This is a genomic window from Sphingosinicellaceae bacterium, assembly GCA_019285715.1.
Taxonomy (GTDB): Bacteria; Pseudomonadota; Alphaproteobacteria; order Sphingomonadales; family Sphingomonadaceae; genus Glacieibacterium.
The window spans coordinates 3,507,059-3,522,541 of record CP079108.1; the positions used below are offsets into that span (position 1 = coordinate 3,507,059).

14 protein-coding genes are annotated in these 15,483 nt (G+C 67.5%); 12 read left to right on the forward strand and 2 right to left on the reverse strand.

Annotated elements, in window-relative coordinates; all coding sequences use genetic code 11:
* Positions 1 to 180: 180 nt before the first annotated feature.
* The 3 genes from KX816_16010 (at position 181) to KX816_16020 (ending at position 5,187) form a co-directional block, all read left to right on the forward strand.
* Complete coding sequence (locus tag KX816_16010; GenBank protein QXQ05704.1) at positions 181 to 1,791, forward strand: FAD-dependent oxidoreductase; 1,611 nt, start codon at positions 181 to 183, stop codon at positions 1,789 to 1,791.
* Between the two features lie 287 nt (positions 1,792 to 2,078).
* The gene (locus tag KX816_16015; protein QXQ05705.1) at positions 2,079 to 4,607 is read left to right on the forward strand and encodes a TonB-dependent receptor; all 2,529 of its coding nucleotides are present in this window, start codon (positions 2,079 to 2,081) and stop codon (positions 4,605 to 4,607) included.
* 61 nt (positions 4,608 to 4,668) lie between these two features.
* Positions 4,669 to 5,187, forward strand: a complete 519-nt coding sequence (locus KX816_16020; protein QXQ05706.1) for a RidA family protein — start codon at positions 4,669 to 4,671, stop codon at positions 5,185 to 5,187.
* 104 nt (positions 5,188 to 5,291) lie between these two features.
* Here KX816_16020 and KX816_16025 read toward each other — a convergent pair whose 3' ends face one another.
* A complete protein-coding gene (locus KX816_16025; GenBank protein ID QXQ05707.1) occupies positions 5,292 to 5,831 on the reverse strand; it encodes a GNAT family N-acetyltransferase in 540 nt (179 codons plus the stop codon).
* 126 nt (positions 5,832 to 5,957) lie between these two features.
* Here KX816_16025 and hisB point away from each other — a divergent pair, with 126 nt between their 5' ends.
* The 6 genes from hisB to KX816_16055 are packed head-to-tail and all read left to right on the forward strand — an operon-like array spanning position 5,958 to position 9,501.
* Positions 5,958 to 6,596, forward strand: a complete 639-nt coding sequence (hisB, locus tag KX816_16030; GenBank protein QXQ05708.1) for an imidazoleglycerol-phosphate dehydratase HisB — start codon at positions 5,958 to 5,960, stop codon at positions 6,594 to 6,596.
* Positions 6,589 to 7,308: an imidazole glycerol phosphate synthase subunit HisH gene (gene hisH, locus KX816_16035; GenBank protein QXQ05709.1), complete on the forward strand. Its 720-nt coding sequence runs from the start codon at positions 6,589 to 6,591 to the stop codon at positions 7,306 to 7,308. The genes hisB and hisH overlap by 8 nt, the downstream gene beginning before the upstream one ends.
* Positions 7,305 to 8,033, forward strand: a complete 729-nt coding sequence (gene hisA, locus KX816_16040) for a 1-(5-phosphoribosyl)-5-[(5-phosphoribosylamino)methylideneamino]imidazole-4-carboxamide isomerase (protein QXQ05710.1) — start codon at positions 7,305 to 7,307, stop codon at positions 8,031 to 8,033. Before hisH ends, hisA begins: the two co-directional genes overlap by 4 nt.
* Complete coding sequence (hisF, locus tag KX816_16045) at positions 8,034 to 8,795, forward strand: imidazole glycerol phosphate synthase subunit HisF (GenBank protein ID QXQ05711.1); 762 nt, start codon at positions 8,034 to 8,036, stop codon at positions 8,793 to 8,795.
* Positions 8,792 to 9,121, forward strand: a complete 330-nt coding sequence (locus tag KX816_16050; GenBank protein QXQ05712.1) for a phosphoribosyl-ATP diphosphatase — start codon at positions 8,792 to 8,794, stop codon at positions 9,119 to 9,121. The genes hisF and KX816_16050 overlap by 4 nt, the downstream gene beginning before the upstream one ends.
* A gap of 2 nt (positions 9,122 to 9,123) precedes the next feature.
* The gene (locus KX816_16055) at positions 9,124 to 9,501 is read left to right on the forward strand and encodes a histidine triad nucleotide-binding protein (protein QXQ05713.1); all 378 of its coding nucleotides are present in this window, start codon (positions 9,124 to 9,126) and stop codon (positions 9,499 to 9,501) included.
* A 51-nt stretch (positions 9,502 to 9,552) separates the two neighbouring features.
* Here KX816_16055 and KX816_16060 read toward each other — a convergent pair whose 3' ends face one another.
* Positions 9,553 to 10,362, reverse strand: a complete 810-nt coding sequence (locus KX816_16060) for an SDR family NAD(P)-dependent oxidoreductase (GenBank protein ID QXQ05714.1) — start codon at positions 10,360 to 10,362, stop codon at positions 9,553 to 9,555.
* 206 nt (positions 10,363 to 10,568) lie between these two features.
* On the opposite strand from KX816_16060, the gene KX816_16065 reads away from it, so the two are divergent.
* From KX816_16065 to KX816_16075, 3 genes are all read left to right on the forward strand, one after another.
* Positions 10,569 to 10,997 carry an OsmC family protein gene (locus KX816_16065; protein QXQ05715.1) on the forward strand — a complete coding sequence of 143 codons (429 nt, stop codon included), beginning with the start codon at positions 10,569 to 10,571 and terminating at the stop codon, positions 10,995 to 10,997.
* A gap of 278 nt (positions 10,998 to 11,275) precedes the next feature.
* Positions 11,276 to 14,722 carry an indolepyruvate ferredoxin oxidoreductase family protein gene (locus KX816_16070; GenBank protein QXQ05716.1) on the forward strand — a complete coding sequence of 1,149 codons (3,447 nt, stop codon included), beginning with the start codon at positions 11,276 to 11,278 and terminating at the stop codon, positions 14,720 to 14,722.
* 88 nt (positions 14,723 to 14,810) lie between these two features.
* Positions 14,811 to 15,440 (forward strand): penicillin-binding protein activator LpoB, encoded by a 630-nt coding sequence (locus KX816_16075; GenBank protein QXQ05717.1) that lies wholly within the window; start codon positions 14,811 to 14,813, stop codon positions 15,438 to 15,440.
* The last annotated feature ends 43 nt before the right edge of the window (positions 15,441 to 15,483 follow it).

Genomic DNA, 15,483 nt, shown 5'->3' on the forward strand with positions numbered 1-15,483 from the left:
CCCCGGCCATACGCACCGGCTCATCGTTCGATCGAAAGTTTCAGGCGTTGGCGCCGCCAATTCCGATATTGCTTTGCGCCTGAATCTGATGTCACCTGTCGTCACGGCGCACTGAGACAAAGCGCGTCGCCCGAAACAACGTTTCCCTGGGGAGGGTGTGCGTGGTTCGGGGACAAGCCTATGTTGACACGACGGAATCTGCTCGGGCGCATCGGCGCTGCCGGTGGCGCGGGTGCGGTCGCGAGCGCGATGCAGTCGCTCGGGATGTTCGGCGTCGCCGAAGCCGCGACCCCGCCGAATTTGCCCGCGAGCTTCGGCAAGGGCCAGCGCGTCGTCGTCCTCGGGGCCGGGGTCGCCGGGCTGGTGTCCGCCTATGAGCTTCAGGAGGCCGGCTTCGAGGTCACCGTGTTGGAGGCGCGTCACCGCGTCGGCGGCCGGGCCTGGACGGTGCGCGGCGGCGACAAGATCGAGATGATCGGCGAGGCGACGCAGACCGCGCGCTTTTCCGACGGAGTCTATTTCAACGCCGGCCCGGCGCGGTTGCCGAGCTTCCACCAGGGCATGCTCGGCTATGCCAAGAAGTTCGGGGTGCCGCTCGAGGTCGAGATCAACTCCAGCCGCTCCGCCTATATCGCTGACCAGAACGGCAGCCGCATCAAGATGCGCGTCGCGATCAACGATACCCGCGGCTATTTGTCGGAGCTGCTGGCCAAGGCGGTCAACCAGGGCGCGCTCGACCAGGCGGTAACGCCCGAGGAGAAGGCCAAGCTGCTGCCGTTCCTGAAGTTCTACGGTGACCTCGACGAGAACATGGCGTTCAAGGGTACGGCGCGCTCGGGCTTCGGGACGCCACCGGGGGCGGGCGTGTCGAGCTTCGAGACGCCGGCCGCGCCACTGCCGTTCGACAAGTTGCTGGCCAATCCGCAGCTGCCGATGACGCTGTTCGAAGACATGATGTACATGCAGGCAACGATGTTTCAGCCGGTCGGCGGCATGGACCAGATCAGCGTCGGCATCGAGCGCAACCTCAAGAACCGCGCCATCCGCAACGCCGAGGTCAAGCGCATCCGCCAGCGCCCCGAGGGCGTCGAGATCACCTATGTCGACCGGCCGAGCGGCGCCGCCCGCACGATCAAGGCCGACTATGTCGTCTGCACCATCCCGTTCCCGGTGCTGGCGAAGATCGACACCGACTTCCCGGCCGCGACCACCGCCGCGATCGCGAGCGTCATCTACGACGCCTCCAACAAAGTCGCGTTCGAGGCGCCGCGGTTCTGGGAGCGCGAGCAGATCTACGGCGGCATCAGCTTCGTCGGCGGTGACACCTCGCTGATCTGGTACCCGTCCGCAGGCCTGCACAGCGAGCGCGGCATGCTGCTCGGCACCTACACGTCGGGAGCCAAGGCGCTGGAATGCCAGGCCCGGCCGCTCGCCGAGCAGATCGCCGCGGCGCGTGCCGCGATCGAGATGGTCCACCCCGGACACGGCGCCGATTGCGTCGACCCGCTGGTCGTCAACTGGCGCAAGATTCCGTACAGCCTGGGGCCGTGGCCGGCGTGGAACGGCATCGCCACCGGGCCGGGCCAGGAAGGCCATATCGACAAGCCCGCCTACCGCCTGCTGTGCGAGCCGGCCGGCCGCGTCGTCTTCGCCAGCGCCGCGCTCAGCCAGACCCCGGGGTGGCAGGAGGGCGCTGTCCAGTCCGCCCATGCCGCAGTCACCGCGCTCGCCGGACAGGTCACCGCCCGCGCCGTGACCGAGCCGGTCCGTGCATTGGCCGCGGCGGCTTAGCTGTCGTTTAATGTTGTATAATAGTCACATCAATCCTGCCAATCGTTAGCTGCAATTCGGAAGTATCTTGTCAGTAGACGTGGGTTAATCACAGATACGTAACGCGACTAAGAACCAAAACTAAAGTCGTTGAGCGGGGATATAACTGAAAAAGCCGTTTTGGTAACTGGATAACTGCGTTCTGTTGTCACTATCCCGGACTTTGAGTTACGGAAATATGCTGGAAGACGTCGAAGAGCGTGTCTGGCGGTGGGGAGGTTTGCCGAAACCTTATCGGGGAACTCCAAATGACTAGAACCACACAGATTTCGTACGTCGCGTTGGCTTTTGCCAGCCTCTCGGTCCAATCCGCAGGCGCCCAGACCGTCGCTGCCGCCCAGACGACCGCTGCTGCCACCGACGACAGCAGCGAGATCATCGTTACCGGCACCCGCGCCGTCGGCACCTTGGCCGTCGACAGCGCCGCCCCGATCAAGATCGTCGGTGCCGATGCGATCGGCCATGTCGGCCAGCCCAACCTCAACCAGGTCCTGACCCAGCTGGTGCCGTCGTTCACCGCGCAGGGGTTCGGCGGCGACACCGCCAACCTGACGCTGTCCGCGTCGCTGCGCGGCCTCAACCCGAACGAGACGCTGGTCCTGGTCAACGGCAAGCGCCGCCACGGTACCGCCAACCTGCAGATCCTCGCTGGTGCCTTCCAGGGCGGCGCGGCTCCCGACCTCGACTTCATCACCCCGGCATCGATCGACCATATCGAAGTGCTCGAGGACGGCGCCTCGGCGCAATACGGCTCCGACGCCATCGCCGGCGTTATCAACGTCATCATGAAGTCGGGCGAAGGCGGCGAGTTGTCGGCAACCGCCGGCCAGTATTACGGCGGCGACGGGCTGACGTACTCAGCCAGCGCCAACTACGGCATCAAGTCGGAGCGCGGCTTCCTGAACGTCACCGGCTTCTATCGCTATCACGACTTCAGCAACGCCGGGAAATACGACATCCGCATCTACGACCCCGCGACCGGCGGCGTCCCGGCCGGCACCGACCCGGCGCTGGCAACCGCGCTGCTCGGCATCAAGGGCTACCCGAACCTCAACCGCGTCGTCGGCGACGCGCGCTCGAAGTTCGGTGTCGCATCGTACAACGGCGGCTACGATATTACCGACGGCGTCCAGGCCTACAGCTTCGGCTCCTACGGCGTCCGGCGTGCCGAGTCGTACGAGAACTACCGCCTGCCGAACCGGGTCGTCGGATCGACCAACGTCGGCGAGGACGGGCTCTTCCTGCCCGGCACCTACGGCGCTCCCGACGCGCTCGTCCCGCGTCCCGAGGGCTTCAAGCCGCAGGAGGCTCTTCGCGAAATCGACTTCCAGTTTACCGGCGGCCTGAAGGGCGACATCGGCGACTGGAGCTGGGACCTGAGCACGACCTACGGCAGCGACCGGACCAAGATCAAGACCTTGGATTCGCTCAACCCGCTCCTCTACACCCAGTATCACGACGACCAGTCGGACTTCTACGATGGCCTCTACAAGGCCACCGAGTGGACCAGCAACCTCGACATAACGCATGATTTCACCGGCGTCGGCACCCTTGCCGGCGGTGCCGAATATCGCCGCAACACCTACGAGATCGGCGCCGGCGAGCCGAATTCCTACTACGGCACCGGGGCCCAGTCGTTCCCGGGCTTCAACCCGCTGGCGGCCGGCAAGCACAACCGCAACAACTATGCGTTCTACGGCGACTTCCTGCTGACCGCGATCGAGAACCTGAAGCTCGACGGTGCCGTGCGCTACGAGCATTATTCGGACTTCGGCAGCAGGACGACCTTCAAGGTCACCGGTCGCTACGACTTCACTCCCACGGTCGCCGTGCGCGGCACGGTCGCGACGGGCTTCCGGGCACCGACGCTGGCGGAGGAGCAGTACACCGCCGTCAACGTCGCGCCGGGCTCGGCGACCGCCCAGCTGGCGGCGAACTCGAACGCCTCCAAGGTGCTCGGCATCCCCAACCTGGAGCCCGAGAAGTCGACCAACTACAGCGCCGGCGTCGTGCTGCGCCCGGCCCGTCACCTGGTGCTGACCGTCGACGCCTACCAGATCAAGCTGCGTGACCGGATCATCGGCAGCGGCTCGATCTCGGCCGACACCAGCAACCCGGCAGATCCGGTCGCCGCCGCCATCAAGGCTGCGGGCGTCGTGCTGGAGGCCGACCTGCCGGCGTTCGTCTCGGCGTTCATCAACGGACCCGACACCCGCACCCGCGGCATCGACGTCGTGGCCAGCTACGACACCGACTTCGGCAACGCCGGCAAGGCCGTCTTCACGCTGTCGGCCGCGTACAACAAGACCAAGATCACCAGGCAGGGCATCGATCCGGCGATCGTCGCCGCGACCGGGCAGACGCTCTACAACGCCCAGACCGACAGCTTCCTGACGACGTCGGTGCCGCACCTGAAGCTGATCGCCGGCGTCAACTGGTCGCTCGGCGACTTCACCGTCGTCGCCCGCGAGACCTTCTACAGCAAGTCGGTGGCCCTGCTGTACAACGACAACGACCCCGCTGCCGCCTCCAGCTATGCGTACAGCAAGGTCGGGTCCGCGGGCATCACCGACCTCGAGGTCGACTACAAGCTGACCAAGCAGATCACGCTGGCGGCGGGCGCGAACAACCTGTTCAACAAGCGTCCCGAGAAGGTCCGCTTCGATGCCGACGGCATCCTGTCGGGCGACTCGGCGGTCGGCGGTGCGCCCTACCAGTTCGGTCCGTACGGCATCAACGGCGGCTATTATTATGGCCGCGTGACGTTCGCCTTCTAGTACAACGACAGAACCGCCGGTCCCTCAACAGACCGGCGGTGTTACCCTGGGGAGTTATCCGATGTCCTTCATCCGCCCGACCGCAGCGCTGCTCACCGCCGCACTGCTTGCCGCCACCGCGGCGCTGCCCGCCACCGCCGCCGAGATCATGCGCCACAAGAACCCCGGCACGGCGATCATCCTGCAGGGCGTGACCGTGCCCGCCGGTGCCGAGATGCTGTACCTCAGCGGTCAGCTCGCCTCGCCGATCGACCCCGCCAAGCCGATGTCGCCCACCCTGACGATGGCGGACTACGGCGACACCAGGACCCAGACGATCAGCACCTTCACCAAGATCAAGGCGGCGCTCGCGGCGCACGGCTTCACCATGGCCGACGTCATCAAGCTGACGGTGTTCGTCGCGGGCGACCCGGCGCTCGGCGGCAAGATGGACTTCACCGGCTTCAACGACGGCTACAAGCAGTTCTTCGGGACGCCCGAGAACCCGAACCTCGTCGCCCGCTCGACGGTGCAGGTCGCGGCGCTGGCCGGCCCGGCGTTCCTGGTCGAGATCGAGGCGACCGCCGCCAAAGCTCACTGACCGCCCCCGTTTCATTCCGGCGAACGCCGGAACCCAGTTGCCCCCAGCACTCAAGTTCCGACCGTGCCGCGCAACTGGGTTCCGGCCTTCGCCGGAACGACAAACTACGCGCTCCCGCCGAGCGCCTTCCCCATCCGGATCAGCGGCACGCGGGCTTCGCCGACCTCGATCCGCTCGACCGGCACATAGCCTGCCGACAGGTACAGCGGCTCCCCGCTCAGCGTCGCCATCAGTTCGACGCGGGCGAACCCTGCCGCCCCGGCGGCACCCTCGCAAAGCCGGAGCAGCAGCCGCCCGACGCCCTGCCGCACGAAGTCGGGGTGGGTATACATCGCCCGCACCCGCGCCGGGTCGTGGCGCGGGTCGAGCAGGCCGGGGTCGCGCTGTTCCTTGCTGTGGTCGCCGCCGAACAACGTGCGCCGCTTGCTCCAGCCGCCGCAGCCGACCGCGCGCCTACCCTTCTCGATGATGAAGTAGGTGCCGTCTTCGACAAGCTGGGTGTCGAGGCCCATGACGCTGGCGCTCGCCTCGACCTGCGCGTCGGACAGGAACCCGCGCTGGAGCTGCGCGATGGCGAGCCCCATGATCGCCCGCAGTTCGGGCAGGTCGTCGAGCGTTGCGAGCCGGTGCGTGAAGTCCGTCATCGCCGCATGATGTCGGAAAGCGATGCGCGCTGTCCAATCAGCATTGGGCGATTTTATCCGCCTGTGGCGCCCCACGCGCTTGCCGCTGCCGGGGCCATGCTCTAACCGCACCCCCTTGAGGGCCCCATGTCGCGCACCGCCACGATCCAACGCCGGACCAACGAGACCAAGATCGACGTCACCGTCGATCTCGATGGCACCGGGCTGTACGATGTCCAGACCGGCATCGGCTTCTTCGACCACATGCTGGAGCAGCTGTCGCGGCACTCGCTGATCGACCTGATCCTGACCTGTGACGGCGACCTCCACATCGACCAGCACCACACCACCGAGGACGTCGGGCTGGCGATCGGGCAGGCGATCGCGCAGGCGCTCGGCGACCGGCAGGGCATCGCCCGCTACGGCGAGGCGCACGCGCCGATGGACGAGACGCTGACCCGCGTCGTGCTCGACATCTCGGGCCGCCCGCACCTGACCTGGAAGTCGGGCTTCACCACGACGCGCCTCGGCGAGTGGGACACCGAACTGATCGAGCACTGGTTTCAAAGTTTCGCACAGACCGCGGGCATCACCCTGCACGTCGAGACGTTGTACGGGCAGAACAACCACCACATCGTCGAGAGCTGCTTCAAGGGACTGGCGCGCGCGTTGCGGCAGGCGGTGACGCTCGACCCGCGCAAGGCGGGCATGGTGCCCTCGACCAAGGGCACGCTCGGCGGGATGGTGGCACCCGCCGGCATCGCCGGCAAACTCAACAATGCCTGAGGGGCCGACGCTCGTCGTCGACTACGGGGCAGGTAATCTGCGCTCGGCGGCCAAGGCGCTCGAAGCGGCAGGCGCAACCAATGTAGTCGTCTCGGGCGAGGCCAGCGCCGTCGCTGCCGCAGCGCGAATCGTCCTCCCCGGTGTCGGTGCCTTCGGCCAGTGCATCGGCGCTCTGCGCGCCAAGCCGGGCCTCGTCGCGGCGCTGGAGCAAGCGGTCCACGGCGACGGCAAGAGCTTCCTCGGCATCTGCGTCGGCATGCAGTTGCTCGCGACCCGCGGCCACGAGCACGGCACTTTCGCGGGCCTCGACTGGATCCCCGGCGAGGTCGTGCGGATCGAGCCCGGCGCCGACCACCTCAAGGTCCCGCACATGGGCTGGAACGACGTCCGCGCCCGCCAGCCCGGGTTTGTCGAGGGCAGTGGGTACTTTACGCACAGCTACCGGCTGGTTGCGGACGACGCGGCCGATGTCGTCGCGACCGCGGACTATGGCGGCGAGATCGCCGCGGTGATCCGGCGCGGCAGCGTGACCGGGGTGCAATTCCACCCCGAGAAGAGCCAGGCCTATGGCTTGGCGTTCCTGCGGGACTGGCTCGGCAACCCCACCCCTAGCCCCTCCCCTGAAGGGGAGGGGAACCCGCACGGCCGTACTGCTCCCCTCCCCTTTAGGGGAGGGGCCGGGGGTGGGGTCTTGGCCCGAGGAACAGCATGACCTTCACGATCTACCCCGCCATCGACCTCCACGCCGGCCACGTCGTCAGGCTAGCCGAGGGCGACCTCGACCGCGCCACCGACTACGGCGACGACCCCGCGGCACAGGCCGTGATGTTCGCCGAGGCCGGAGCGGGAGCGCTACATGTCGTCGACCTCGACGGCGCATTTGCGGGCAACAGTGTCAACGGCGCGGCGGTCGAGCGCATCGTCGCGGCCTTCCCGGGGCGGGTCCAGCTCGGCGGCGGCATCCGTAGCCGTGCTTCGCTCGATGCGTGGCTGGAGCTCGGCGTCGCGCGCATCGTGCTCGGGACCGCCGCGCTCGCCGACCCGCAGCTGGTCACCGAATCAGCGAAAGCCTACCCGGGGCGCATCGTCGTCGCGGTCGATGCGCGCGCCGGCATGGTGACGACGCGCGGCTGGGCCGAGACCTCGACGCTGCCGGTCGCCGAACTGGCCCGGCGTTTCGAGGGTGCGGGCGTCGCGGCGCTGCTGTTCACAGACGTCGGCCGCGACGGCATGCTCAAGGGTGTCAACCTCGAGGCGACGCTGGCGCTGGCCCGGGCGGTCAACATCCCGGTATTGGCGAGCGGCGGCGTCGCCGGTCCCGAGGACATCGACGCGCTCAGGCTTCACGCGGGCGACGGCATCGAGGGCGTCATCGTCGGGCGGGCCATCTATGACGGGCGGCTCGACCTCGCGGACGCGCTTGCCCGCGCTGCCTAGGTGCTCGCCACCCGCATCATCCCCTGCCTCGACGTCGCCGGCGGGCGCGTCGTCAAGGGCGTCAACTTCGTCGCGCTGACCGACGCCGGCGACCCGGTCGAGGTCGCCCGCGCCTATGACGCCGCCAACGCCGACGAGCTGATCTTCCTCGACATCACCGCCAGCCACGAGAACCGCGACACCATCCTCGACGTCGTGCGCCGCACCGCGGACGTGTGCTTCATGCCGCTGACCGTCGGGGGCGGGGTGCGCTCGGTCGCCGATGCGCGGGCGTTGCTGCTGGCCGGCGCCGACAAGGTCGCGGTGAACTCCGCCGCTGTCGCCGACCCCGCACTGATCGATGCACTCGCCAAGCAGTTCGGCGAGCAGTGCGTCGTCGTCGCCGTCGACGCGAAGCTGGTCGAGCCCGGACGCTGGGAGATCTTCACCCACGGCGGCCGGCGCGCCACCGGGATCGACGCGCTCGCCTACGCCGTCGAAGCGGCCGAGCGCGGCGCGGGCGAAATCCTGCTGACCAGCATGGACCGCGACGGCACGCGGTCGGGCTACGACCTCGCACTGACCCGCGCCGTCGCTGACGCCGTGCCGGTCCCGGTGATCGCCAGCGGCGGTGTCGGCACGCTCGAGCATCTGGTGGAGGGCGTGCTGCAGGGCCATGCGTCGGCCGTGCTAGCAGCCTCGATCTTCCACTTCGGCGACGCCAGCATTGCCGACGCCCGCTCGACAATGGCGGCGGCGGGCATCAGGGTGCGGTCGTTATGAGCTGGACCCCGACCGACACCTTCGATCGCCTGCACGCATCCGTGGTCGAGCGTCGCACCGGCGATCCGGAGACCAGCTATGTCGCGAAACTGACCGCCAAGGGTCGCGCCAAGATCGCGCAGAAGCTCGGCGAGGAGGCAGTCGAGACGGTGATCGCCGCGATGCAGGACGACCGCGCCGCGCTCACGTCCGAGGCGGCGGACTTGATGTTTCACCTGAGCGTGCTGCTGGCCGATGCAGGGCTCAGCTTCGACGACGTCCGCGCCGAACTCGTGGCCCGGGAGGGTGTCTCGGGGCTGATCGAGAAAGCATCGCGAAAGGACTGACCATGCCCGTCCCCGCCGTCGGCCCCTACGACGACCAGAACATCTTCGCGAAAATCCTGCGTGGCGAAATCCCGTGTCGGAAAGTGTTCGAGGATGATTTCGCCCTCGCCTTCCACGACATCGCCCCGCAAGCGCCGGTCCACGTCCTCGTCATCCCGAAGGGGCCACACGTGTCGTGGGCGGATTTCTCGGCCAAGGCGCCGGACGCCGAGATCGTCGGCTTCGTGCGCGCAGTGGGCCAGGTAGCGCGCGATTTGGGACTCGAGGAGCCGGGCTACCGGCTGCTCGCCAACGCCGGGGTGCATGGTCATCAGGAAGTGCCCCACCTGCACGTCCACGTCTTCGGCGGACGGCAGATGGGGCTGATGCTGCCGAAGTAACGGCGGGCGACGCCGCTTGTCCGGCAGGTCGTTCGCTTACTCGGCCCAACCTTACTCCGCGGCGCGCTTCTCGCTGTTCGGCTGCGCCATGTCGCGGTGCATCTTGGCCAGCGCCGGGTCGGGCAGGATGTTGGTCATCAGCGCCTGGAACTTGTTCTTCAAGCCCGCGACGACGTGGTCGTCGTTGGCCATCAGCGCCTCGTAGCCGACCTTGGCGACATCCTCGGCGCTCATCTTCTCCGACTGGCCGACCTTGGTGTCGTCCATCTCGGCGCGGTGGAAGAACTCGGTCTCGGTGGCGCCCGGCATCAGCACGGTGACGACGACGTCCTGCTCCTTCAGCTCCTCGCGGATCGCCTCGCCCCAGCTGTCGAGGAAGGCCTTGGTGCCGTTGTAGACCGACTGGAAGCTGCCCGGCATCAGGCCGGCGATCGAACCGGTGATCAGGATGCGGCCCGAACGCCGCGCGGCCATCGCCTTGGCGACGTGCTTGACGATATGGACCTGGCTGGCGACGTTGAGCTGGATCATCTCGAGCTCGGTATCGAGGTCGGTCTCGGTGAACCGGCCGCCGAGGCCGACGCCGGCGTTGGCGCACAGCACGTCGATGTCGCGGCCGAGGCCCTGCACCGTCTCGAGGACCTTGTGGATGCCGTCGCGCTGGCGAAGGTCGGCTGTCACCGCAGTGACGGCACCGCCGTTGGCCTGGAGCGACTGCGCGGCGGTCTCGAGGCCGGCGGCATCCTCGGAGTTGATGACGATGTCGTAGCCGTTCTGCGCGAACTGCCGCGCGAGTTCGAGACCGATGCCCGACGAGGCACCGGTGATCAGGGCGAGGGGACGCGAGGACTGGGGATTCATGGGGTTAGCTCCTGGGCTTGAAGGATGTCCTCGAACCGCGCGACCCGCCGACGTGTTCCGCAAAGAGGGTGGTTGTTTCGTGGTTGCGGCGATTGACCGCCGTTGCCGGGCCGTGAAGCGCCGCGGGCGACGGTGTCGACGGGGCTGCAATTCAGGCTGTAACACCTACCTCGCAGGGTGAGCGTCCACGACAACGGAGAACGAGCATGAAGATCGATCGCAAGGGTTCGGCGGAGTGGAGCGGCGGCCTGAAGGACGGGCGCGGCTCGATCACGACCGCCAGCGGCGCGCTCAGTGCCTACCCCTACGGCTTCGCCAGCCGCTTCGAGGGCGTCGCCGGGTCCAACCCCGAGGAATTGATCGCCGCCGCCCACGCCGCCTGCTTCACCATGGCGATGTCGCTGGCGCTCGGTGATGCCGGGTTCAAGGCCGACAAGATGGACACCAGCGCCAAGGTGACGCTCGAGCAGGTCGACGGCGGCTTCGCGATCACGGCGTCCGCACTGACGCTGACCGCGACCATTCCCGGCATCGACCAGGCGACGTTCGACGCGGTTGCGGCCGGGGCCAAGGCGAATTGCCCGGTCAGCAAGCTGCTCAAAGCGGAGATCACCTTGGACGCCAAGCTGGTTTGAGGCACGCCGCCCGCCACTTGCTTCTTGTCATTCCGGCGAACGCCGGAACCCAGTTGCCCCTCAGCGCTCCGCGTTGTGAGCTTGTGGTGCAGCTGGGTCCCGGCGTTCGCCGGGATGACAACTGAGCCGGAATGACAGCTGAGCCGGAATGACAATGTGGAGGGCACGATCCGCCAACTCCCGCAGGTGACGGCGGCCCGTTGACGCACTAGTCTGCTCCCCTTGCGCCACGACGGATAGGTCAGTATATCTGACCTATCTCTTGGGGAGTGTCCTGAATGGTTGCCGGCCTGCCGCCTGTCTCGCTCGACGACAAGTACCGCTTCACCGAGGGGCGCGTCTTTATGTCGGGCGTCCAGGCGCTGGTCCGCCTGCCGCTGGTCCAGCGCGCCCGCGACCGCGCGGCGGGGCTCAACACCGGTGGCTTCATCTCCGGCTACCGCGGCTCCCCGCTCGGCAACTACGACCAGGAGCTGTGGCGCACCAAGAAGCTGCTCGCGGCTGAGAACATCATCTTCCAGCCCGGCGTCAACGAGGAGCTCGGCGCCACCGCGGTCTGGGGCTCCCAGCATGTCGGCATGCACAAGGGCGCGACCGTCGATGGCGTGTTCGGCATCTGGTACGGCAAGGGCCCCGGCCTCGACCGTGCCATGGACGTGCTCAAGCACGCCAATGCGGCGGGCACCTCGCCCCACGGCGGAGTGCTGGCGATCGTCGGCGACGACCACGGCGCCAAGTCCTCCACCCTGCCCCACCAGTCCGACCATAATTTCCAGGCGGCGTTCGTGCCGTTCCTCGCCCCCGCCAGCGTCCACGAGTTCGTCGAATACGGCCTGCTCGGCTTCGCGATGAGCCGCTTCGCCGGGACCTGGGTCGGCTTCAAGGCGACCGCCGACACCGTCGAGACCTCGGCCACCATCGACCTCGCGAACGAGTGGAAGCCCATCGTGCTGCCGCCCTTCGACTTTCCCGAAGGCGGCATCTCGATTCGCGGCGGCGACATCTGGCGCGAGGAGGACACTCGCCTCCAGCGCTACAAGGGCTTCGCCGCCCTCGCCTTCGCCAAGGCCAACCGCATCGACCGGATCGTCTGGGACACGCCCAAGCCCCGCTTCGGCATCATCACCACCGGCAAGGCCCATGCCGACACCATGGAAGCCCTCGAGGAACTCGGCATCGATGCCAAGGTCGCCGCCGAGATCGGCCTCCGGGTCTACAAGGTCGGCATGCCCTGGCCGCTCGAACCCGACGGCATCCGCGCCTTTGCCGAAGGGTTGGAGGAAGTCCTCGTCATCGAGGAAAAGCGCGAGTTCATCGAGCACCAGCTACGCTGGCAGCTGTACAACTGGCGCGAGGCCGTGCGGCCCCGGGTGGTCGGCAAGCACGACGAGAACGGCGAGTGGCTGCTGTCCCCCGACAACGAGCTGACGCCGGGCGTCATCGCCAACGTCGTCGCCGGCCGCATCCAGAAATACTACGACACCGACGATATCCGCGGCCGCCTGGCGTTCTTCGCCGAGCAGGCCGACAAGGCCGCCGCCTACGAGACGCCGATCAAGCGCACGCCCTACTTCTGCTCGGGCTGCCCGCACAACACCTCGACCAAGCCCCCCGAGGGATCGCGCGCGCTGGCGGGCATCGGCTGCCACATCATGGCGCTGTGGATGGACCGTGCCGAGACCTTCACCCAGATGGGCGGCGAGGGCGTGACCTGGGTCGGCGAGGCGCCGTTCACCACCGAGAAGCACGTCTTCGCCAACTTGGGCGACGGCACGTATTTCCACTCGGGCATCCTCGCAGTGCGCCAGTCGATCGCCGCCAAGGTCAACATCACCTACAAGATCCTGTACAACGACGCGGTCGCGATGACCGGCGGCCAGAAGCATGACGGCGAGCTGTCGGTCGACCAGATCGCCGCGCAGATGGTCGCCGAGCACGCGAGGAAGGTCGTCGTGCTGACCGAGGACCTGTCGCGCTACAAGGGTGTCGTGCTGCCGACGTCGGTGCGCCTGCTCGACCGCGCACACCTGCCCGAGATCTCGGCCGAGTTCGCCGAGACCGAAGGCACCACGGTCATCATCTTCGACCAGACCTGCGCCGCCGAGAAGCGCCGTCGCCGCAAGCGCAAGACGATGGACGATCCGGCCCGCCGCGTGTTCATCAACGCCGCGGTCTGCGAGGGCTGCGGCGACTGCTCGGTCCAGTCGAACTGTGTCTCGATCGAGCCACTGGAAACCGAGTTCGGCCGCAAGCGCCGCATCAACCAGTCGAGCTGCAACAAGGACTATAGCTGCCTCAAGGGCTTTTGCCCCAGCTTCGTCACCGTCGACGACGCCCAGATCCGCAAGGCCGAGCAGAAGAACCTTGCCGCGGCGATCGACCTGTCGGGCGTCGCCGACCCGGTGATCCCCGCGCCCGGCCACGGCTACAACATCATGGTCACCGGCATTGGCGGCACGGGCGTCCTGACCGTGTCGGCGCTGCTCGGTACCGCCGGTCACGTCGAGGGCATCAGCGCGACCACCGCCGACATGGCCGGTCTCGCGCAGAAGGGTGGCGCGGTCTACTCGCACGTCCGCCTCGCCGCCACCGACGACGCCCTGCTCAGCCCGCGCATCATCGCCGGCGGTGCCGACCTCGTGCTGGCGTGCGATGCCGTCGTCGCGGCCGACAAAGCGACCCAGACGCTGATGATCCCGAGCCGGACCGCGGTCGTCGCCAACGCCGACATCGCGCCGACGTCGGACTTCGTCCGCAACCGCGACCTCGACTTCCAGAGCGCGCGAGTCGAGCGCAGCATCCGCAAGGCCGCCAACCCCAACGCCACCAGCTTCGTCGCCGCCGATACCATCGCGGTCGCCCTGCTCGGCGATGCGATCGGCGCGAACATCCTGATGATGGGCTATGCGTGGCAGTCGGGCCTGATCCCGCTCAAGCTGTCGAGCCTCGAAGGCGCGATCGAGTTGAACGGTGTCGCCATCGACTTCAACAAGCGCGCGTTCGCGCTCGGTCGCCTGCTCGCAGCGCGCCCCGACAAGGTCGTCGCCATGGTCGAGGCCGCGCGTGGCCCGGCTCCCGAGCCGCTGTCGACGACCCTCGACGGGCTGCTCGACAAGCGCGTCGCCGACCTCACTGCCTATCAGGACACCGCCTATGCCGAGCGCTACCGCAGCCTCGTCGAGCGCGTCCGCGCCGCCGGCCACGAGCCGCTGACCGAGGCGGTCGCCAAGTCCTATTACAAACTCCTCGCCTACAAGGACGAGTACGAGGTCGGGCGGCTGTATTCGGATGGCCGCTTCCGCGCCGCGTTCGATGCGCAGTTCGCGGGCGGCAAGCCCCGAGTCCAGCTCAGCCCGCCGATCTTCGCACGCATGGACCCGGCCACAGGTCGGCCGAAGAAGTACAGCTTCGGGCCGTGGGTGTTCTCGGTGTTCGGCATGCTGGCGAAGCTCAAGGGGCTACGTGGTACCGCGTTCGACGTCTTCGGCTACAGCCACGAGCGCCGCTCTGAACGCGCCGCGATCGTCGACTACGAGGCCGAGGTCGACCGGCTGCTGGCGGGCCTGACGGTCGACAACGTGGCCCTCGCCACGGAGATCGCCGCGTTGCCGCTTGCGGTCCGTGGCTTCGGTCCGGTCAAGGACGCGGCGGCGGTCAAGGTCGCCGGCGAGCGTACCGCCTTGTGGTCGCGCTGGCCCGGCGAGGCGACCCGCGCCGCGGCTTGAGATGCTACCCGACCAGTAACTATACTTAACATCCTGCTTGCTTCTTGTTCATTCGATCCGTAACGGGTGAACAAGAAGCGGGGGTTTCATGAAGATTTTACACGGGCTTGCGGGCACAATGGCGCTCGCTTTGGCCATTTCGCCAGCGACAGCGGGTAAGCGTTCGGGACACGAGGCGGTCGACCTCGACCCGTCGAGCCGCGGCGTCGTCACCGGGACCGGTCTCGAATCGCGGGACATCGTCGGCATGGCCGACCGGCTGGTGCGCGATCTGCTGCAGCGTCCCGACTTCGTGAACACCGCTAAGCCGCCGCGGATCATCGTCGACTCCTCGCGGCTGGTGAACAAGTCGAGCCAGCGCCTCGACACCGACATGATCTCCGACCAGCTCCGCGCCCAGTTGATGCGCGCCGCCGCCGGCCGCATTCGCTTCCTCAGCCGCGAAAACCTCCAGGACGTCATGGACGAGCGCGAGCTCAAGCGCAGCGGCCAGGTCGATGTCGCCACCAAGGGCATGGCGCACGCGGTCGCCGGGTCGGACTACAAACTCACCGGCCGCATCACCTCGCTCGACAGCCGCAACAACAACACCGGCATGACCCAGCGCGCGATGCAGGTGGTGTTCGAGGTGATCGACCTCGAAACCAGCGAAAGTGTCTATATTTCAGAGCCTTACATGATCCTCAGGGCTCAGGGCGACGACGTCGTCTACCGCTAGGACGCACCTGCCAGACGCCGAGGGGGCTCGGCGGCAGGCGCGA